Source organism: Rhizobium sp. Root1334 (assembly GCF_001426665.1).
Taxonomy (GTDB): Bacteria; Pseudomonadota; Alphaproteobacteria; order Rhizobiales; family Rhizobiaceae; genus Pararhizobium.
In genome coordinates, this window is record NZ_LMEY01000028.1 from 280,732 (window position 1) to 297,952 (window position 17,221).

17 protein-coding genes are annotated in these 17,221 nt (G+C 57.2%); 10 read left to right on the forward strand and 7 right to left on the reverse strand.

What is annotated here, in order from left to right; all coding sequences use genetic code 11:
- The first annotated feature begins 139 nt into the window (after positions 1 to 139).
- The 8 genes from ASD36_RS24790 (at position 140) to ASD36_RS24825 (ending at position 8,510) form a co-directional block, all read left to right on the forward strand.
- Positions 140 to 1,081 (forward strand): VOC family protein, encoded by a 942-nt coding sequence (locus tag ASD36_RS24790; RefSeq protein ID WP_060502406.1) that lies wholly within the window; start codon positions 140 to 142, stop codon positions 1,079 to 1,081.
- A gap of 66 nt (positions 1,082 to 1,147) precedes the next feature.
- On the forward strand, positions 1,148 to 1,564 hold the full coding sequence (locus ASD36_RS24795; protein ID WP_060502407.1) for a cupin domain-containing protein: 417 nt from the start codon (positions 1,148 to 1,150) through the stop codon (positions 1,562 to 1,564).
- Positions 1,565 to 1,601: 37 nt separating this feature from the next.
- Positions 1,602 to 2,018 carry a RidA family protein gene (locus tag ASD36_RS24800; protein ID WP_060502408.1) on the forward strand — a complete coding sequence of 139 codons (417 nt, stop codon included), beginning with the start codon at positions 1,602 to 1,604 and terminating at the stop codon, positions 2,016 to 2,018.
- Positions 2,005 to 2,724: a ribonuclease activity regulator RraA gene (locus ASD36_RS24805; protein WP_060502409.1), complete on the forward strand. Its 720-nt coding sequence runs from the start codon at positions 2,005 to 2,007 to the stop codon at positions 2,722 to 2,724. Before ASD36_RS24800 ends, ASD36_RS24805 begins: the two co-directional genes overlap by 14 nt.
- A gap of 2 nt (positions 2,725 to 2,726) precedes the next feature.
- The gene (locus ASD36_RS24810; protein ID WP_060502410.1) at positions 2,727 to 3,863 is read left to right on the forward strand and encodes a helix-turn-helix transcriptional regulator; all 1,137 of its coding nucleotides are present in this window, start codon (positions 2,727 to 2,729) and stop codon (positions 3,861 to 3,863) included.
- Between the two features lie 766 nt (positions 3,864 to 4,629).
- Positions 4,630 to 6,147, forward strand: a complete 1,518-nt coding sequence (locus ASD36_RS24815; RefSeq protein ID WP_060502411.1) for a sugar ABC transporter ATP-binding protein — start codon at positions 4,630 to 4,632, stop codon at positions 6,145 to 6,147.
- Entirely contained in the window at positions 6,144 to 7,157 is a 1,014-nt protein-coding gene (locus ASD36_RS24820) for an ABC transporter permease (protein ID WP_082511979.1), read from the forward strand. The genes ASD36_RS24815 and ASD36_RS24820 overlap by 4 nt, the downstream gene beginning before the upstream one ends.
- Positions 7,158 to 7,499: 342 nt before the next feature.
- Positions 7,500 to 8,510: a sugar ABC transporter substrate-binding protein gene (locus ASD36_RS24825; protein WP_060502413.1), complete on the forward strand. Its 1,011-nt coding sequence runs from the start codon at positions 7,500 to 7,502 to the stop codon at positions 8,508 to 8,510.
- 174 nt (positions 8,511 to 8,684) lie between these two features.
- Here ASD36_RS24825 and ASD36_RS24830 read toward each other — a convergent pair whose 3' ends face one another.
- Complete coding sequence (locus ASD36_RS24830) at positions 8,685 to 9,314, reverse strand: hydrolase (RefSeq protein ID WP_244481933.1); 630 nt, start codon at positions 9,312 to 9,314, stop codon at positions 8,685 to 8,687.
- Positions 9,315 to 9,435: 121 nt separating this feature from the next.
- Here ASD36_RS24830 and ASD36_RS24835 point away from each other — a divergent pair, with 121 nt between their 5' ends.
- Complete coding sequence (locus ASD36_RS24835) at positions 9,436 to 10,329, forward strand: LysR substrate-binding domain-containing protein (protein ID WP_060502415.1); 894 nt, start codon at positions 9,436 to 9,438, stop codon at positions 10,327 to 10,329.
- A gap of 154 nt (positions 10,330 to 10,483) precedes the next feature.
- On the opposite strand, the gene ASD36_RS24840 is transcribed toward ASD36_RS24835, so the two are convergent.
- The 3 genes from ASD36_RS24840 to ASD36_RS24850 form a co-directional block, all read right to left on the reverse strand.
- On the reverse strand, positions 10,484 to 11,326 hold the full coding sequence (locus ASD36_RS24840; protein ID WP_060502416.1) for a fumarylacetoacetate hydrolase family protein: 843 nt from the start codon (positions 11,324 to 11,326) through the stop codon (positions 10,484 to 10,486).
- Between the two features lie 72 nt (positions 11,327 to 11,398).
- Complete coding sequence (locus ASD36_RS24845) at positions 11,399 to 12,562, reverse strand: FAD-binding oxidoreductase (RefSeq protein WP_060502417.1); 1,164 nt, start codon at positions 12,560 to 12,562, stop codon at positions 11,399 to 11,401.
- Between the two features lie 4 nt (positions 12,563 to 12,566).
- A complete protein-coding gene (locus ASD36_RS24850) occupies positions 12,567 to 14,153 on the reverse strand; it encodes an aldehyde dehydrogenase family protein (RefSeq protein WP_200954922.1) in 1,587 nt (528 codons plus the stop codon).
- Positions 14,154 to 14,299: 146 nt separating this feature from the next.
- Between ASD36_RS24850 and ASD36_RS24855 the strand changes: the two genes are divergently transcribed.
- Positions 14,300 to 14,626: a hypothetical protein gene (locus ASD36_RS24855; protein ID WP_156393916.1), complete on the forward strand. Its 327-nt coding sequence runs from the start codon at positions 14,300 to 14,302 to the stop codon at positions 14,624 to 14,626.
- 25 nt (positions 14,627 to 14,651) lie between these two features.
- On the opposite strand, the gene ASD36_RS24860 is transcribed toward ASD36_RS24855, so the two are convergent.
- The 3 genes from ASD36_RS24860 to ASD36_RS24870 form a co-directional block, all read right to left on the reverse strand.
- On the reverse strand, positions 14,652 to 15,278 hold the full coding sequence (locus tag ASD36_RS24860; RefSeq protein WP_060511948.1) for a GntR family transcriptional regulator: 627 nt from the start codon (positions 15,276 to 15,278) through the stop codon (positions 14,652 to 14,654).
- A 192-nt stretch (positions 15,279 to 15,470) separates the two neighbouring features.
- Positions 15,471 to 16,460 (reverse strand): helix-turn-helix domain-containing protein, encoded by a 990-nt coding sequence (locus ASD36_RS24865; protein ID WP_162246334.1) that lies wholly within the window; start codon positions 16,458 to 16,460, stop codon positions 15,471 to 15,473.
- A 240-nt stretch (positions 16,461 to 16,700) separates the two neighbouring features.
- A complete protein-coding gene (locus ASD36_RS24870) occupies positions 16,701 to 17,078 on the reverse strand; it encodes a nuclear transport factor 2 family protein (protein WP_060502421.1) in 378 nt (125 codons plus the stop codon).
- Positions 17,079 to 17,221: the final 143 nt, after the last annotated feature.

Sequence of the window (17,221 nt, forward strand, 5' to 3'; positions counted from 1 at the left end):
GCTAGTCTCATTTTCGACAAGTGCCCGGATTTTCGTTGGCCTAATTTCATCGGGCTACCGGTGGAACATCAGTGCCATCATTCGTGAAATATCATGTAACTTTTTTGTGCATTTAACGCCTCGATGGCAGGAGATAAGAATGACGCGCGTCAAGCTGAAACACCTGGCTTATGTGACTTATGCGGTTGACGATCTGAACAAGCTTGAAAGTTTCCTGACAGACTTTGGCCTCCAAACCAGCCACAAGACGAATGATGTCCTCTACATGCGGGGCGCCGGTACTGATCCCTACCTCTATGTTGCAGAGAAAAGAGCGAAACCTGAATATATCTCGCTTGCATTCCAAGTTCAGACCCGGGGCGATCTTGAAGTTGCCTCGGCAATCGCCGGCGCTTCCAAGATTGAAAAATTGAACGCACCGGGCGGCGGCGAGCGTGTCCGGCTGGTCAGCCCCGGCAAGCAGGTCATTGACCTTGTCCACGGCATTGCTCCCGTAGCGGCATTGCAGACCCGCCAGACATTTCCGTTGAACATTTCCGATACTCAACCGCGCAAGAACCGCCCCGTGCGCCAGCGAGCAGAGGCGACACCGGTCCTCCGCCTTGGCCATTGCGCCCTGTGGGTCGAGGATGGAGCCGCGGAAACGGCCTGGTTCCTCAAGCATCTCGAAATGGCCGCATCCGACTATATCTGCATACCGGGAGACCCTGAGCCGAAAGTGGTCGGCGCATTTCTCCGCATGGATCATGGGGCAGACTTCGTCGAGCATCACTGCATCCTGGTCAATGAATCGATCAATGCCGGCTGCCATCACGCCTCCTTCGAGGTGCTCGATATGGACGCCGTCTTCGCTGCCCACGAATTTCTGCGCACACGCGACTGGTCGCTCGACGCCGGCGTCGGACGCCACTACCTCGGCAGCCTGATCTATGACTACTGGACCGACCCCTTCGGCAACCGCATCGAGCATTATACCGATTCCGACATCATCAATGATGAGTATCAGCCGACACGTTTCGTCGGCGGAGCGGAAGAAACGACCCAGTGGGGCATGGCCCCTCCACCACAGTTCTTTGCCTGACAGCGCAACCGCTTATCACGAGCAGCGGCGCTGCCGCTGCTCCATCAAACAGCTGAGGACGCAAACATGACTCTCGAAGTTTTGCTACAAGCCGCCAAGATCGATGAAGCCAAATGGCTGGATTTCCCGGACTACGGTTTTCGCCAGTATTTTCTCTACAAGAACGAAAGCACCGGCGCATCCATTGCCCTTTTGGAATTCAATGAAGGCGGCGGGGTGCCGATCAAGCATTCTCACGCCTCCAACCAGTTCATGTATTGTCTGGAGGGGGAGTACGCCTACACGAGCAGCGATCTGACGCTACGCCCGGGCGATTTCTACATGAACCCCAAGGATCACCCGCACGGCCCGACCATAGCCCGCAAGAAGTCTGTTCTGCTCGAGGTCTATGACGGCCCGCATTACTACGAGAAGCCGGTATTTCACCGCGATGATACCATTCAGGGTTTTCTCGCAAAAGTTTCCGAAAACGGCACCGTCTGACCAACCACCCAAGATACGCGTTTAATGAGGGTACCCCATGAATTTCCGTCGCGTGACATCTCCGCTGGCACCGGAACCGGCCGCCGATCTCTGGTCCAACTGCCTGGTCGCCAACAATGTTGTCTATATTTCAGGAATGACCGCCCGCTCGCTGACCGATCCCGAAGCGGTCAGCGGTGACAACGAGTACGAACAGACGAAAGCCGTACTTTCAAAAATCAAGGGACTTATCGAAGCCGCAGGCGGGCAGATGGCCGACATCGTCAAGTTGACGATATTTGTCACGCGGATCGATCAGCGCGCCCATGTCTGGCGGGCGCGAAAGGAGTTTTTCAGCGGCAACTTCCCGGCCTGTTCACTCGTCGAAGTGAGTTCGCTCGCCAAGCCTGAAATCCTGATCGAAATAGAGGCCATCGGCCACCTGCAAGAGGTTGAGGCACATGTCGCGCCTTGACGAAGAGAGCCGCCGAAGGCTTGGGCAGGTCAGCGTCGCCACACTGGCGACCTGTCTCTTTCAATACGGGCTCCGCAACTGCGTCATGCAGGATGTACGGCCGCTCAACCCCAATGTGACACGTGTGGTCGGGGAAGCTTATACGCTCAGATTTATCCCCTCGCGGGAGGATCTGGACAGCATGGCCAACTATTCCCGCCCGGACTTTCTCCACCGCAGGGCGATAGAGGAATGTCCGGCGGGGAGCGTGCTGGTCATCGACAGCGGGCGTCGAGCCGAGGCCGGTTCTGCCGGTGACATCATGGTCACGCGGTTAAAAGCGCGCGGTGTTGCCGGTGTCGTCACCGACGGCGGATTTCGCGACACGCCCGATATCAGGCAGCTGGATTATCCCGCCTTTCACCAGGCACCCGCGGCGCGGTCAACACCGATCTGCCTCTCGCCGGTAGACGTCCAGCAACCGATCGGGTGTGGCGGGGTCGCCGTCTATCCGGGTGACATTATCGTCGGCGACGCTGACGGCATCATCGTTATACCAGCCCACCTTGCCAGCGAAGTTGCAGAAAAAGCCATTGGAATGACGCGATACGAGACGTTCGCGACTGAGCAGGTTGTCAAAGGGCGTAGTATTCTCGGCCTTTATCCTGCAACCGCCGAATCGCGCGAGGAATATATCCTCTGGGAACAGCACGGGGAAAGAGGATAGAAATGTTCGCTGCTCGTCGCCACAGCTATGCTAGAGCAGATGTGTCAGTCCCCTGCAACGCCGCCGAGCATCGGCTCCAGATCGAGATGGGCATGTACGAAGAACTCCAGGGGCCACTTGAGGCCGTTGCAACAGCCGATTTCTACCGCCAGCTGATCGATTTTGCCAAAAGCAAGGTACCGGTGGACGTCGAATGGGTGGTCCGCTATTCGCCTTTTGCGCCACCCGCTCTTCTTCACTGTGCCAAGCGCGTGGAGATCCGGACCCTTGTGGATCTGGACATGGTCAACAAGCTCTATGACGGCGGCTTCTATAAAATGGACCCGTGGTTTCGGTACTGGACCAGCTATCGGGCCCCCGGCGTAGTGACGGCAGAAAACCTTCCCAGTCATCAGGCCAAGGACGATTTCTATTCCGCCCTAAAGCCATTTCTCGGGGATATGGACGTGATCGCAATGTTTCTGCCAGCCTATGGTGGAAACAGCATCACGATGTTTCTGGAGCGCGAGGAGCGCTTCAATCATGAGGAAAGTGTCCGGTTGCAGGAGATCTATCCGATCATCCGGTCGCTTCATGAGGTCCACATCAAGTCACTGATGACACAGGCCTGGCTGGGAGCCCCGGCAGCGAAGGATTCGTTGCTGCAATTGCCTGCTGCGGTGCAGATCCTGGATATGCACCACCGAACCCTCTACGAATCCGAGCAATGGCGTGCTGCCAAGCGGCAGTTTCCCAGCTTTGCCCGAGCCGCCGAAACCGTGCGTGCAACAGGCGAGCGGCGATCGACCAAAATGGATTTTGGAACATTTCACGTCGATTGCATGGATTTTCCCGATCTTTGGGGCCGGAATCTCAAGGTCATCACATTCGAGCATAGCCAGAGTGTCGCGACCCCACTGGACATCGAAAAGGCGATCAGCGAGTTTGAGCCTGTCGTCTGGACGCCACGGGAACGGGAGATGGTACGCCTTATTCTGTGGGGCAATTCTAACGAAAAAATCTCCGAAGTTCTGGATATCGGCGTCGGCACCATTCGCAATCATCGCAAGCGGATCTACGACAAACTCTATATCTCCGCAGAGCGGGAACTGTTTGCGATGTTTCTGAACTCTCTCATCGGGGAGGCCCGAGTGGCCTGAAACACGAGGCGGGTCAGACGGCGGCTACATCTTCTCTGCAGTCCCTTGCTGTAGCCCTTCCTGCTTCTCTTAAAATGCGCAGAACTGTTGCTCCAGGAAAATACGCCATTAGTGAAATTTGGGACAAGCATTCTGCCATCTTCATTGCATGATGACGATCAGCTCCAACTAAAGAGAGCATGACGGATAAAAAACGAGGGTGAACCAATGATTTCCAGAATGCTGCCTTGCGTGCCGCCTGGGATTGTCACGATCGAAATTTTCGTGACTAAGCAGACCTGAAAAACTTGATGCTATTTGTTTTCCAGCTTGACGTCGCGTCATCAAAACCGCGATCAAGGTATAATTTCGACATACCATAGATATCACCACACATATCTGCGCCGAAATTTAGTATATCATCATCAGTAGGCGGCGTAACCGATTTTCAATGGATGATACATCCTTTGGAGATTGTGGCAATGTCGATCGATTTTCCATACTTTAACTCAGATAAAACTTACAAATATATATCTATATTTACAGAAACACACGTTGACAGGGATGCACAAAAAGATAGCTTGAAATATCAAAAGAACAAATAAGTGTCGCCGCTGCAACGCAGCAAGTGATGCGGCGGCAACGGGGGGAGGACTACATTGAATCAAACAGCGCGAAAATCTTCTGTCTATAAAGCCAGACTTTTCCGGTTTTCCAGGCTGCATGGCCAGTGTTCGTTGACCGTTGTACACGCCGCAGCGAGCGACTGTACCCGGGCGAACTGCCCATGAGCGAGGATATTATTGTCGCCGTCAAAGGTGCCGTGAAGCGGTTTGGCGGAGTTACCGCTCTCAAAGGCGTGGACGTTCAAGTCAAAAGAGGGGAGGTTCACGCTCTGGTGGGCGAAAACGGAGCGGGAAAATCGACCCTTGGGAAAGTCCTTGCGGGGGTTTGCCGGCTTGATGAGGGCAACCTGCTTCTGAACGGACAGATCGTCCGTTTCAAATCACCGCGCGACGCATTGCGCGGTGGCATCGCCCTGCTGGAGCAGGAGATATCCCTCGCACCATCCCTCTCGATCATGGACAATGTGTTTCTTGGCTCCGAGATCCACACGGCCGGGATTGTTCATACCAAGGAGCTTAGAAGGCGCTTCCATCTGCTGACCCAGGAGACGGGTTTCCATATGGACCCCGATCAAAAAGTCGCGGACCTGCCGATCGCAGACCAGCAGAAGGTCGAGATTCTTCGCTCTATCGCCAGACGCGCCGACGTCATCGTCATGGACGAACCGACGGCACCTCTGACGATCGATGAAGCCCGGCGGCTGCGCGCGCTCGTAAAAGCCCTGCGCGATAAGGGAACGACGATCATCTACGTGTCGCATTTCCTGGATGAAGTCCTGGAATTGGCCGACAGCGTCAGCATTCTGCGCGATGGTCAGCTCATTCGCAGCGGGCCAGCAGCCCTCGAGACGGCGGAAACGCTTGTGAGCGGCATGCTTGGGCGATCCTCCGATTTGCGATACCCGCCCAAAAACACCATCGACGGCAACAAGGTCATTCTCTCCGTGCGGGGATTGTGTACGCCGACATTACTCCAGGATATCAATCTGGATGTCCGCGCCGGCGAAATCGTCGGGTTGGCAGGGCTTGTAGGAAGCGGCCGCAGCGAGATCGCGCGCGCTATTTTTGGACGCGACAAGCGCAGTTCAGGCGAAGTCCGCATCGAAGGACAGCTGGTGGCCCCTCAAACGGCTGCTGCCATCGATGCCGGCATTGCCTTTCTTCCGGAAAGCCGCAAGACGGAAGGTCTTCTCATGGGACGGTCGATCCGTGAGAACATTTCTCTCGCCTATCTCACGGACGTAACCACGGCCGGCGTCGTGGGCCGCAAGCGCGAGCGTTCAGCTGTCGATGCCCTGATGAAAAAGCTCGATATCAGAGCCGCGAATGCAGAGGCGCCGATCTCAAGTCTATCGGGGGGCAACCAACAGAAGGCGCTCTTTGCAAAATGGCTTTTTCGCGGGCCAAAGCTGCTGATCGCTGACGAGCCTACACGCGGTGTCGATGTCGGCGCCAAACACGGAATCTACGCGCTCATTCGCGACCTCGCAGCGGAAAGCATGGCCGTCCTTCTGATTTCAAGCGAACTGGAGGAAGTCATCGGCTTGTCCGATCGTGTCCTTGCCATGCGATCAGGACAGATCGTCGCTGAATTCGAAGCGGAGACAGTAACACAGGAACAAATACTGGCGGCCGCGTTTGGCACAGCCGCGGACTCAAGGAATAGGACCGTCGCATGAACACCACCGTCGCACTCGCTTCGAAATCAGGATTGCAACAGGGAGGTACAGGGGCACCCCTGAAGCCCGGTACCAGTCGTTTCAAGATGGAGGGATTGAGAGACTACGGCATCGTCTTCGCTACGCTCGTCTTGTTCATCCTGCTTGCCTTGTCCTCGGATGTTTTCCTGACACGGCTCAACCTCGGCAACGTCATCGATCAATGGGCCCCCATCGGGTTGATGGCCTGTGCCGGCACCCTGGTGATCCTTGTCGGCGGCTTCGATCTTTCTGTCGGTTCGATTTTTGCCGTCTCTGCCGTTTCCGCAGCGCTCGTTGCCAACAGCCACGGGCCAGCGACCGGCATCGCCGTGGGCATTGCCGCAGGCGGTACGCTCGGCTTGTTCAATGGCGTATTGACGACAACATTCCGCATCAACCACTTCGTAGCGACGATCGCCAGCGCCATCGTTTTCAAGGGGTTCGCCACTGTTTTGAGCGGTGGCTTCCTGGTTGCCGTATCGGATGCGACCTTTCAACGGCTTGGTACAGACAAGCTTTTGGGCTTCAACTATTCCGTCTACATTCTCATCGCTTTTGCCCTGATCTGTGGTTTCATTCTGAACTGGATGACGATCGGACGGCACATCCGCGCCACGGGCGCCAACATCGAGGCCGCGCTGTTGTCGGGCATTTCGACAAACCGGGTGATCATCTTCACCTACGTGCTTTCAGGGTTGGCGGCAGGGCTCGCCGCGGCCTTGGTCGCAAGCCGGACGGGTGCGGCGCAGCCGAACATGAATGCCGGGATAGAATCCAGCGTCTGGGCGGCAATTCTTGTCGGCGGGACATCCCTTGTCGGTGGCCGGGGAGCCATCTGGCGAACGGTTCTCGGGGTGCTTCTGCTGGCCATGATCGGCAACGGCTTCAATCTTCTTGGCCTGGACACGCTGTACCAGCAGATTCTGACCGGCGTGATTATCCTGCTCGCGGTCGGACTGGATGCACTGGCCCGCAGGCGCTCCCGCTAAAGAGCGGGAGTACGTAACACATTTCTCGATCCCGAATGCATCCGCCGGCGACAACAACATCACCGGCTCGATGTGGGCTGCTGCGTTGAGGAAACGCAGTGCGTTCGCTCATATCCCACGACGAAGATGCCGGCTGCACCACCGGAACCGGAATTAATTTTTGCGCCACACTTTTCTTTGGTAACACGTGGTCCAAACACGGGGCCGAACAAGCAAAGTCCAGCGTGAAGACGCCGATGAATTTCGAATGCACTCGCGACCGCAGGACATTCGGCGTTCTTGTCAAACTCAACCCAATCCCTCGAATGAAAAGTCTTCGAGGGGACAGCAAAGGAGTTCAATATGTTTGTATCCAGACGCCTTGCCCCTTCAACGATCGGCGCTCTTTCGTTCGCGCTGGCGTTATCTGCTGCCGGTACCGTTGTCGCCCAGGAAGGCAAGGACGCCCGTATCGCCTACTTCCTGCAAGGCAATACAAGCTACAATCAGGCGAGTGCCGAAAAGGCAACGGAAGTCGCGACCGCCAAAGGTGCGTCAATCAATGTCCTGTCCGGCGACTTCGATCCGTCCAAGCAATTTTCACAGTGCCAGGACGCCATCACCACAGGCCGCTACAACGCTTTCGTCATCTATCCTGTCGATGGCGCCGGCATCCTGCCCTGCGTGCGACAGGCCATTTCTGCCGGTATCAAGGTGGTTGCCCTAGATAGTCCTCTCGGTCCGCAGTTCACGATCGAGCCGCAGGTCGAAGGGCTCACCGGCTCCGTCCTGTTTCCAGAGCCGGACGACGCAGAGGCATCCTTCTCGATGGTCAAGAAGGCCTGCGAGGGAAAGGACCCATGCAACACTGTCTACATTATCGGCAGCCGAGCGGCAGCCTATGATGCGGCCAAGCTGAAAGAGATCAACCGGCTTTATGCGGAAAACCCCACCATCAAGCTGGTCGCGTCGGGTGCATCCGACTACAGCGCCGATGGTGGTCTCCGGGTTGCGCGGGATATTCTGGTGGCCAACCAGGACATCCACGTCATCTTCGCCAATGACGATGATACCATCATCGGTGTCGAGCAGGCCGTCAGCGATACGCCGCTGAAAGGCAAGGTGGCGTTGATCGGCTCTGGTGCCAGCTACATCGGTGTTGAACGCATCCGTGCCGGCAGATGGTTCGGCAGCAAGGTGTCCCTGCCTCAGACCGATGCGGAAATTGCCGTCAATATGGCAATTGACGCAGTCAATGGAAAGGCGATCGAAAAGTCCGCTGTTTCAGTTCCGGAAATCAGCCCCGTCGGCCCCGTTGTTACGCGGGAAAATGCCGACAAGTTCGAGGCTCAGTGGGGCGTTCAGACAAACTGATAGGGCAATGACAGGACAACCCCGGATCGCCACGCGACCCGGGGTTTACTGTGTCAGGGCACGTTTGTGATTTTATCGGCGTAGGTGGCGATATCACGTCTGGATCAATCGAATGCCGAAACAACAGCTGATTGCCGGCCACGGGCATCAAAACCCGTGGCCGAAAGCGCTACTTTATCGTGTGCCTTCCTTGAGACCCAGAAGCTGCCACTCCCAACGCAAACCCTGGCCAAAACCGCCGCCATGCTCGGCAAAAAGCTTGGCGATATCGTCGGCGGTCGGGCGTGCCCAGTCGCGCTGCAGTTCGGAAACATAGGCGACTGTGGTCAGGGGCTGCGCGCCGGCCTGAACCATGCGCTGAACGCCGCGTTCATGACCTTCCGTGCTACCGCCGCCGGAAGCGTCGGTGACGATGTAGACTTCATATCCATCAGCCAATGCATCGATCACCGGCATGCTCAGGCAAACCTCGGTCCAGAGGCCCGCCATAACCAGCTTCTTCTTGCCTGTCTTCTTGACCCAGTCGAGCACGCGCTGATCGTCCCAGGAGTTGAGCCCGGTGCGGTCAATCGGCTTTTGGTCCGGGAAGACCGCCTGGACCTCCTGAAACAGTTCCTGCCGCTCGGCAAACGCGGTGGTCAGCAGCGTCGGAACGTTGAAGATCTTCGCAGCCTTCGCCAGGAAGGTCGTATTGTTGACGATCGCTTCGTTGGTGTGCGAGCGCACAGCAAGCAGCTGAAGATACTGATGATCGATCAGCAGAAGCGCGTGATCGTCGGGGGTAAGCAGCGAACTTTTGGCCATTCTCATGTCTCCTTTTGTGAAACGAGATGATTGTCTCGATGCACTGAAGAGATACTACTGAGACGACATTGCCGAAAGACGGGTGTTTCGGTACTATTCGTTCCAAAAATGGAACAATGCCATGTATGATCTCAACGACCTTTTCTATTACGCCCGTGTTGTCGAGCACCGTGGCTTCGCCGCTGCCGGCCGTGCCCTCGGAGTTCCGAAGTCGACGCTCAGCCGACGGATCACGTTGTTGGAGGAGCGTCTTGGTAGCCGGCTGCTGCAACGGACGACGCGCCAATTCGCGATGACCGAAATCGGCGCAGTCTACTATCGGCACTGCGTCGCAGTGATCTCCGAGGCCGAAGCAGCTCAAGAGGCCGTTGAGAACAATCGCACCGAACCGCGCGGCCTCATCAGGGTTACATGTCCCGTTTCATTGATGATCAGCCTAGTGTCACCAATCGTCTCGCGCTTCCTGATGGAGTTTCCGCTCGTTCGCATTCAACTGTCAGCGACCAATCGTCGGGTCGACGTGATCGAAGAGGGGGTGGATGTGGCGCTTCGTGTGCGGTTTCCACCGCTCGAAAATGAAGGGCTGGTGATGAGACGGCTTGCCGACAGCCAACAGATCCTGGTGGCAAGCCCGGCCCTTCTTTCCCGCTTCGGCAGGCCTTCGACACCCGATGAACTTTCCCCTCTACCCGGGATGGATCTGGTGCGAAGTTCGTCGAAGCATGTCTGGGAACTGCAAGATTCAACCAAAGAGCAACAGAGTATCCTCTTCGAGCCGCGCTATGTGGCCGACGATATGTACGCGCTCCGCCAGGCCGCCATCGATGGCGTTGGGGTTGTACAGCTTGCGGATTATCTCGTCACCGACCAGATCGCGTCCGGCGAGCTCGAGCGGATCTTGCCTGACTGGCATCTGAAGAGCGGTATCGTGCACGCCGTTTTTCCGTCGCGGCGCGGTCTGTCGCCGGCCGTCAGAAGCTTCGTCGACTATCTTGCTGCGGCGCTCAAGGCGTGATCGCGAATAAGTTGTAAGGCAACCACGGCATTCCGCGCACATCGGCTTGAGAAGGTAAAGACCTCCCTGTGCTGAACAAATGTCCACCATCCAGACATGCCGTCAGCACACAGGCTGCGGCAGTGATACCGGCACGACGTCCACACTTGCGATGCTATTCCGCTACAACCGGATTTCGCAACGTGCCGATCGAGCTGATTTCGACTTCGACAACGTCGCCGTGCTTCATCCAGAGCGGTGGGTTGCGGAACGCGCCGACGCCGCCCGTGGTCCCGGTGACGATGACATCGCCTGCGACCAGTGTCGTGAAACTGGACAGGTATTCGATCAGGGCTGGAATATCAAAAACCAGATCCGAAAGCGGTGCCCGCTGCATCTCCTCGCCGTTAAGGCGCGTAATAAGCTCAAAGGTCGAGGGATCGGCAATTTCGTCTGCGGTGAGCATGCACGGACCAAAGCCACCGGTATTGTCGAAGTTCTTGCCCGGGGTGAATTGCGGCGTGTGCTTTTGCCAGTCGCGAATACTGCCATCATTATAGCAGGAATAACCTGCAACATGGGAGAGCGCGTCAGCCGCGGCAATGTTGCGGCCCGGCTTGCCAATAATGACAGCCAGTTCCCCCTCGAAATCCAGCTGATCGGACACCGCCGGTTTGATGATCGGCTTACCGTGCGCCGTCTGGCTTCTCGGATTGCGGGTAAAGACCACCGGAAAATCCGGTTTGGGGCGGCCTGTCTCGACCAAATGTGAAAGATAGTTGACGCCGATGCAGAAAATCTTCTGCGGATCAGGGATCACCGGCAGAAGATCGGCGGCCGCAAGACTGAAATCCGGGACTGCCCCTAGAAGTCCCCGGGCGTCAGCGAGCCCATTTTCAAGCAGATCCCGCATCGTCGGATACTTGTCCTTCAAACGGGCATGGAGGTCGATGACGGTATCGCCGACAACAACGCCGTAGGCGGCGGCACCGTTCTTCTTGAAACTGATGATTTTCACGATATTTCCCTTTTGCGCGGATGCCCTGAAAGCCACCGCTGGCGGTCTTCGGATTGTGTACGATCAGTCTTGTTATGCAACCGCACTTGCGGTAGGGCGCTCTTCGGCTTTCCCCGATATGCGGAAACGCGCGGGGCTCAGCATGTCAGCCATATGAGCCACCCGATCAAAGGCATGGGGGATATCCTGGCCTGTAATCAATGCGCAGGCGAGATGCGCGAGCGCCGGCGCTGAGCCCACACCGAATCCACCCTGTCCGGCAAGCCAGAAGAAGCCGCTTGCCGCCGGATCGTACCCGACAACGGGATTTCTGTCCTCGGCAAAGGTACGGAAACCGGCCCATCGGTGCGTGACCTGGCGAACCTGCATCGATGTGTTGTTCATCAGCCGGTCAACTGCAACGGCAACGTCATATTCGTCGGCCTGGACATCGCAAGGCGTGTCTTCTGTTTCGTCCATCGGCGACACGAGCAACATCCCGGCATCGGGCTTGAAATAGAAGCCGCCCGACAAATGGATGAGCATCGGCAGGCTTGCCATGTCCAGCCCCGGGGAGGGAGGTACGAGGATTGCGGTACGCCGCAGCGGCTTCAACCCCAAGGGTTCCAGAGCAGCCATCTGCGCCACGTCATCAGCCCAGGCCCCCGCGGCATTGACGATTGCCGGCGCCGTAAAGGTATCACCGTTTTGGGTGCGCACCGTCCAAAGCCCGTCATTGAAGGATATCGACGTGGCTCGTGCATTGCCAATCAGTTCGCCACCACGCTGCTTGAGAAGCCGCGCATATCCGCCGAGGATCGCACCGGCATCAAGTTCCCCACCCGTGCGATCGACAAAGGCTCCTGCCACTTCATCACGATTGAGAATGCTGACCCGCGCCAGCGCATCGTCGATGCCGATTGGCGATACATCGGCCGCAATACCGGCCTGCATAGCCTTGAGCCGGTCCAGCGATGCAGCATTGGCAACGACGATCTGTTCGCGTGGGTGGATGAGCGCATGTTCAGTAAAGCCGTCGGGTGGACCACGAAAGAAAATCTCCGAAATCCGCCCAAGCGACTGGGATAGGCTGTTACCGTATGTGGTTGTGAAAAAGGCTGCCGAGCGGCCTGTCGCATGATATCCCGGCTGGGTTTCGGCTTCCAGAACAACCGTTTTTGCATATGCCGCGATCTCTGCGCCGGCGGAAACGCCCGCGATGCCTCCGCCGATCAATATGACGTCGTAATAGTTCATGGGATCACACCTCGACCAGACGGCGCCACGGGGTTTCCTTGCCCCAGTTGATGCAAACGCTTTGGCGGCGCATGTATCCCTTCCAGGCGTCAGAGCCTGCCGTGCGGCCGCCACCTGTTTCCTTTTCACCGCCGAAAGCCGCGCCGACATCGGCACCGGTTGTCCCCATATTGACTTTTGCGATGCCGCAATCACTGCCCTCCGCCGAGAGGAACGCTTCGATATTGGACAGATTGGTGCTGTGGATGCCCGAGGCGAGCCCCTGTGCGACGCCGTTGTGCAGTTCAAGAGCTTCACCAAAGTCGTCATATTCGATGACGAACAGGATGGGTGCGAAGGTTTCCTCCTGGACGCATTGCCATTCGTTGCGCGCGCCGGTGATGATGGTTGGCTCGACGAAATAACCCGGTCGATCCATTCGGCGGCCGCCGAAGGCGACGGTCGCACCGAGTGACTTGGCGGAAGCCACAGTCTGCTCGAACGCGATAACGGCCCCCTTATCGACCAGCGGGCCAACCAACGTGCTGCCGTCTACCGGGTCTCCGACCTTCACATTCCGGTACGCACCGGCCAGGAGCCGGACCAGCTTTTCAGATACGCTTTTTTGGACGATGACGCGGCGTGTGCTTGTGCAACGCTGGCCGGTTGTCCCAACGGCACCGAAAGTGATGGCGGCTGCGGCCAGCTCCAGGTCGGCCGTCTCATCGACGATGCAGCCGTTGTTGCCCGAACACTCCAGCAGGTAGCGGCGTCCCAGCGTTGCCCCGACGGTATTGGCGACCTTGTGGCCAACACCGGTCGAACCGGTAAAGGAAACCAGCGCCACGTTCCTGTCGGTCAAGAGGCGTTCTGCAACCGTATTATCTTCCGACACGAACATCTGGAAGACCCCGGCATATCCCATCTCCTCCATGGCTTTCACGGCGAGGCGCTGCAGCGCGATCGCCGTCAGCGGGACCTTGGGACTGGGCTTCCAGATAACGGTGTTGCCGCCGATCGCAGACAGAAAACCATTCTGCGCCCATACCGCGGCTGGAAAGTTGTAGGCTGTGATGATGCCGACGACACCGAGCGGCAGCCATTGGTCATACATCCGGTGATGGGCGCGCTGCGACTGCTGCGTAAAACCATAAAGCATGCGCGACTGACCGGCGGCGAGGGTGGCCATATCGATGACCTCCTTGATCTCGGCCTTGCCTTCCATCAGCGATTTGCCGGTATCGAGCGACACCAGCGCGCCAAGCGCATCATGATGCTCTGCAACGAGCATACCAATACGATGAACAAGATCGCCCCTGACGGGTGCGGGGACCATGCGCCATTTCTTGTGTGCTGCGACGGCAGCCTTGATGATGCGGTCATAGTCTTCGCCAGAAGCATTGCCGACCCTGGCAAGTTCTTCCTCGGTCGATGGGTTTATGGCCGCGAAGGCGTTGCCGGGTTCTGCAACGCTCCAACCACCTTCGCTGCCATAGGCGCCTGAATTCAACGCTTGAAGACCCAGCTCGGCGAATACTTTTTGTTTGTCGAAGATCATGTCTCTCAACCCATCCTTGCTACCGGTACGGAACCGCGATTGATCGCGCTGCAAGGCCATCCCTCCTTGCAGGCCTTCGGCGCATGGCCGTTGGCGTTGTTGTCCCGATTTGGATAGGCGAGCGGCTAAGGTAGCGCTTGTCCCATTCGAGACTATTTCGGCCGGGGCAGGGCACTTACGATCGGGTAAATTCGCTGTTCTTGAACAGCAGCAGCGACCTAAAATCAGGTGGAAAGTTTATGCGTGTGACGAGCAAGCTAGCCGATGTGGATTTCAATTTCGGCAAGATCGAACGGTCGGGAACCATGCTGGTCATCCACAGCGACGAAAAGCAAGCGATGAGAACCATGGTCTATATGGCACCGGATGATTTCCTGGCGTTCCTGAAGACCATGGCAACGAGCAAAGGAGCACTGCTGTTCCTGCTCTTTTTTCCCTATTTCTGGCTGAAGCATCGCCGCGATGTTGCGAAGGGAGGGACAGCCGCTGCGCACGCCGTCCCGTCCCCCAATGATGATCCATGGTAGCCGGCTCATCGCATGTGTGCAGTGGTCAGGAACCGCCGGAGGATATCAGGCGCCCATGCAGGGATGTGATATGTTCGCGCATCGCGGTCATTGCGCCATCCGCGTCCCGGCGCTTGATGGCGGCAATGATCGCGTCATGCTCGCCCTCTGTCTGCGAGAAATCGCTGGGCGCCCAGCGCGGCTGAAACCAGAGACGCGTCAGCCTTTCATGGACGGGGCGCAGGAAATCGGCAATCATCGGATTACCCGCTCCCAACGCAATGATCGAATGAAAACGCCGGTCCAGTAGCAACAAATCCGGCTTTGATTGCCGGTGCACGGCAGCAATCGTTTCGGCCTGGATCGTGTCCAACTCCTTGAGCTGTGCGTTGCTCAACCGCGTTGCCGCTTTCGAGGCGCAATAGGGCTCCAGAACACCACGTACTTCCAGAGCCAGCAGAATTTCATCAAGCGATTCCAGCCGGATCAACACGCCTTTGCGCGGGATGACCTCGAGCAGATCTTCCTGCATCAGCCGCTGCAGTGCTTGGTGGACAGGAGTCCTGCCCATTTCAAGCTCCTCGCAGATCGCATTTTCCTGCAGGAATCGCCCCGGCTCATACTGGGCCGTCAGAATGCGCACCTTGATTTTCTGGTAAGCTTGCTCCGTCAATGAGCTTTTTCTAATTGCGGGCTGGGCCGGAATGGCCCCCAGCTTTGCAAGCATGTCAGGCGATAGCTCAGACACCGTCTTTGAGGAAGCGCGTTGACGCTTTCCTTGGTGCTGCGAAGAACTCATCCTTGGTGTCCTCGTTTCAGATAGCCGTCGTTTTTCGATCTGGTTACGGTAAATTTCAACCGCGTTTTACGCCAGCTCGACCGCCGCAGCCTGCTCGTTTCTTTCAGTAGATCGTATTTCAGAAGGAAGACAGGAAAATAAGTTCCTGAATGAGCGCGAAAAGTGCGATGCGGTTACAAAGCCGGATGCAACCGCGATATCGATGACTGGGATGCACGTTTGCTCAAGCAGGCTCTTGCCCCATTCGAGGCGCAGCTGAATGTAATACTGGGCCGGGGTGGTTTTGAGATGCTTCATGAACAGGCGCTCGAGTTGCCTGCGCGATATCAGCGACATCTTGGCAATCTCGTTCAGCGTTTTACGCTCCGCGATATTGTTCTCCATCACGGTGATCGCTTGCACCAGCGGATGGCGGGGTGCCGCGTGCACAAGAGGCTTGGGAAGTTTCTGCCTGGCGGTTGCCGGGGCTATGACATTGCCCAGGAAGTATTCCGCAAGCCGGTTTGATTTCGTCGCGCCGAGCCGGGCCTGAATTATATCCAGGGAAAAATCGAAGGACGCCATTTCACCCGCGCAAGTGTAGATGTTCTCATCGCTGTGAAGCCGCTGGCCATTGACCGTTATGTCCCGGAAGCGCTCCGAAAAGCTCGGCATCTTGCTCCAATGGATTGTGCATTCCTTTTCCTCAAGCAGGTCGGCATCTGCAATCATCCAGGCTCCCGTCCCCACGCCGACGAGAGTGGCCCCCCTTCGCGCCATTCCTCTGAGAAAGGAGCGGGTTTTCGAGCTGACATGACGATCGACATCGTTTCCAGAACAAACGACCACCAAATGTTCCTGTAGAGCGCTCGCATCCGGACGGAATGATGTAAGATCGTCACTGAGCTCGACCTCGATCCCGCAAGATGCCACCGCCGACCGACGAAGCACCCCGACCAATCTCCAACGGAAATGATCTGCAGCGTCAGCCCTGTTGGCCTGGTTGAAGGGTTCGATGATGGCCGCAAGACTAAGCATCGAGAAACCATCGACGACAAGCACGGTGACCGTTGTCACCCGCGTCACCGGCTCCAGATCAGCGCGGTTCTGCCGCTCAAAGCGGCCATCGTACCGAAAAGCCTCATGCTCGTTTTCACCACGGGTGCCCAGAAGCATCACGTACCCTACAACTTGTTTTGAGAATGGCAGGCATTGATGGAGACGATCAATCGCCTGCCGGGGTGGCTCTCATGTGCGTTGTCAGCCGGCATAAGGAGTGCGTCTTCCGGCGGACACATGGACGCGCAAGCTACGATCTCAGGTCGCGAGCCGCGTTGCCTGATGCAACAGAATCTTCCAGCCTGTGGCATCGCGCCGGAAGACATTGGTGCCCATGAGCGCGGTCTTGCGATTGTCAGCGACGAAGGTAACATTTTCCCGGACAAGCCGGATGGCGGCAGAGTTTCCCGGCTCGCTTTGGGTCAAGTGAGTCAACTCAAACTGAACAAACGGCGCGCTCGCAAACGCATGCGCCATTGTTTCAATAATCGCCTCGATGCCGACCGCTGCATTGCCGTTCGGCTCGATATAGGCGGCCCGGTCAGAGTTCGACCAGATATCACACATGGCGTTCACGTCATGCCGTTCGATAGCCGAGTAAAATGCGGCCTCTGCCGCATCGATCGTTGCAAACATTACTCTTCCCTCCTGAAGACGACGCCGCCCGTTTCGCGGCAATAGGTGTCCGTGGCTTACCATTCGTTTTAGACAGCCAAGCCCAAGGCAGTGCTTGTCCTATTCGTCACCATCCCCGCTTTCACATGATGGCCGCGATCCGT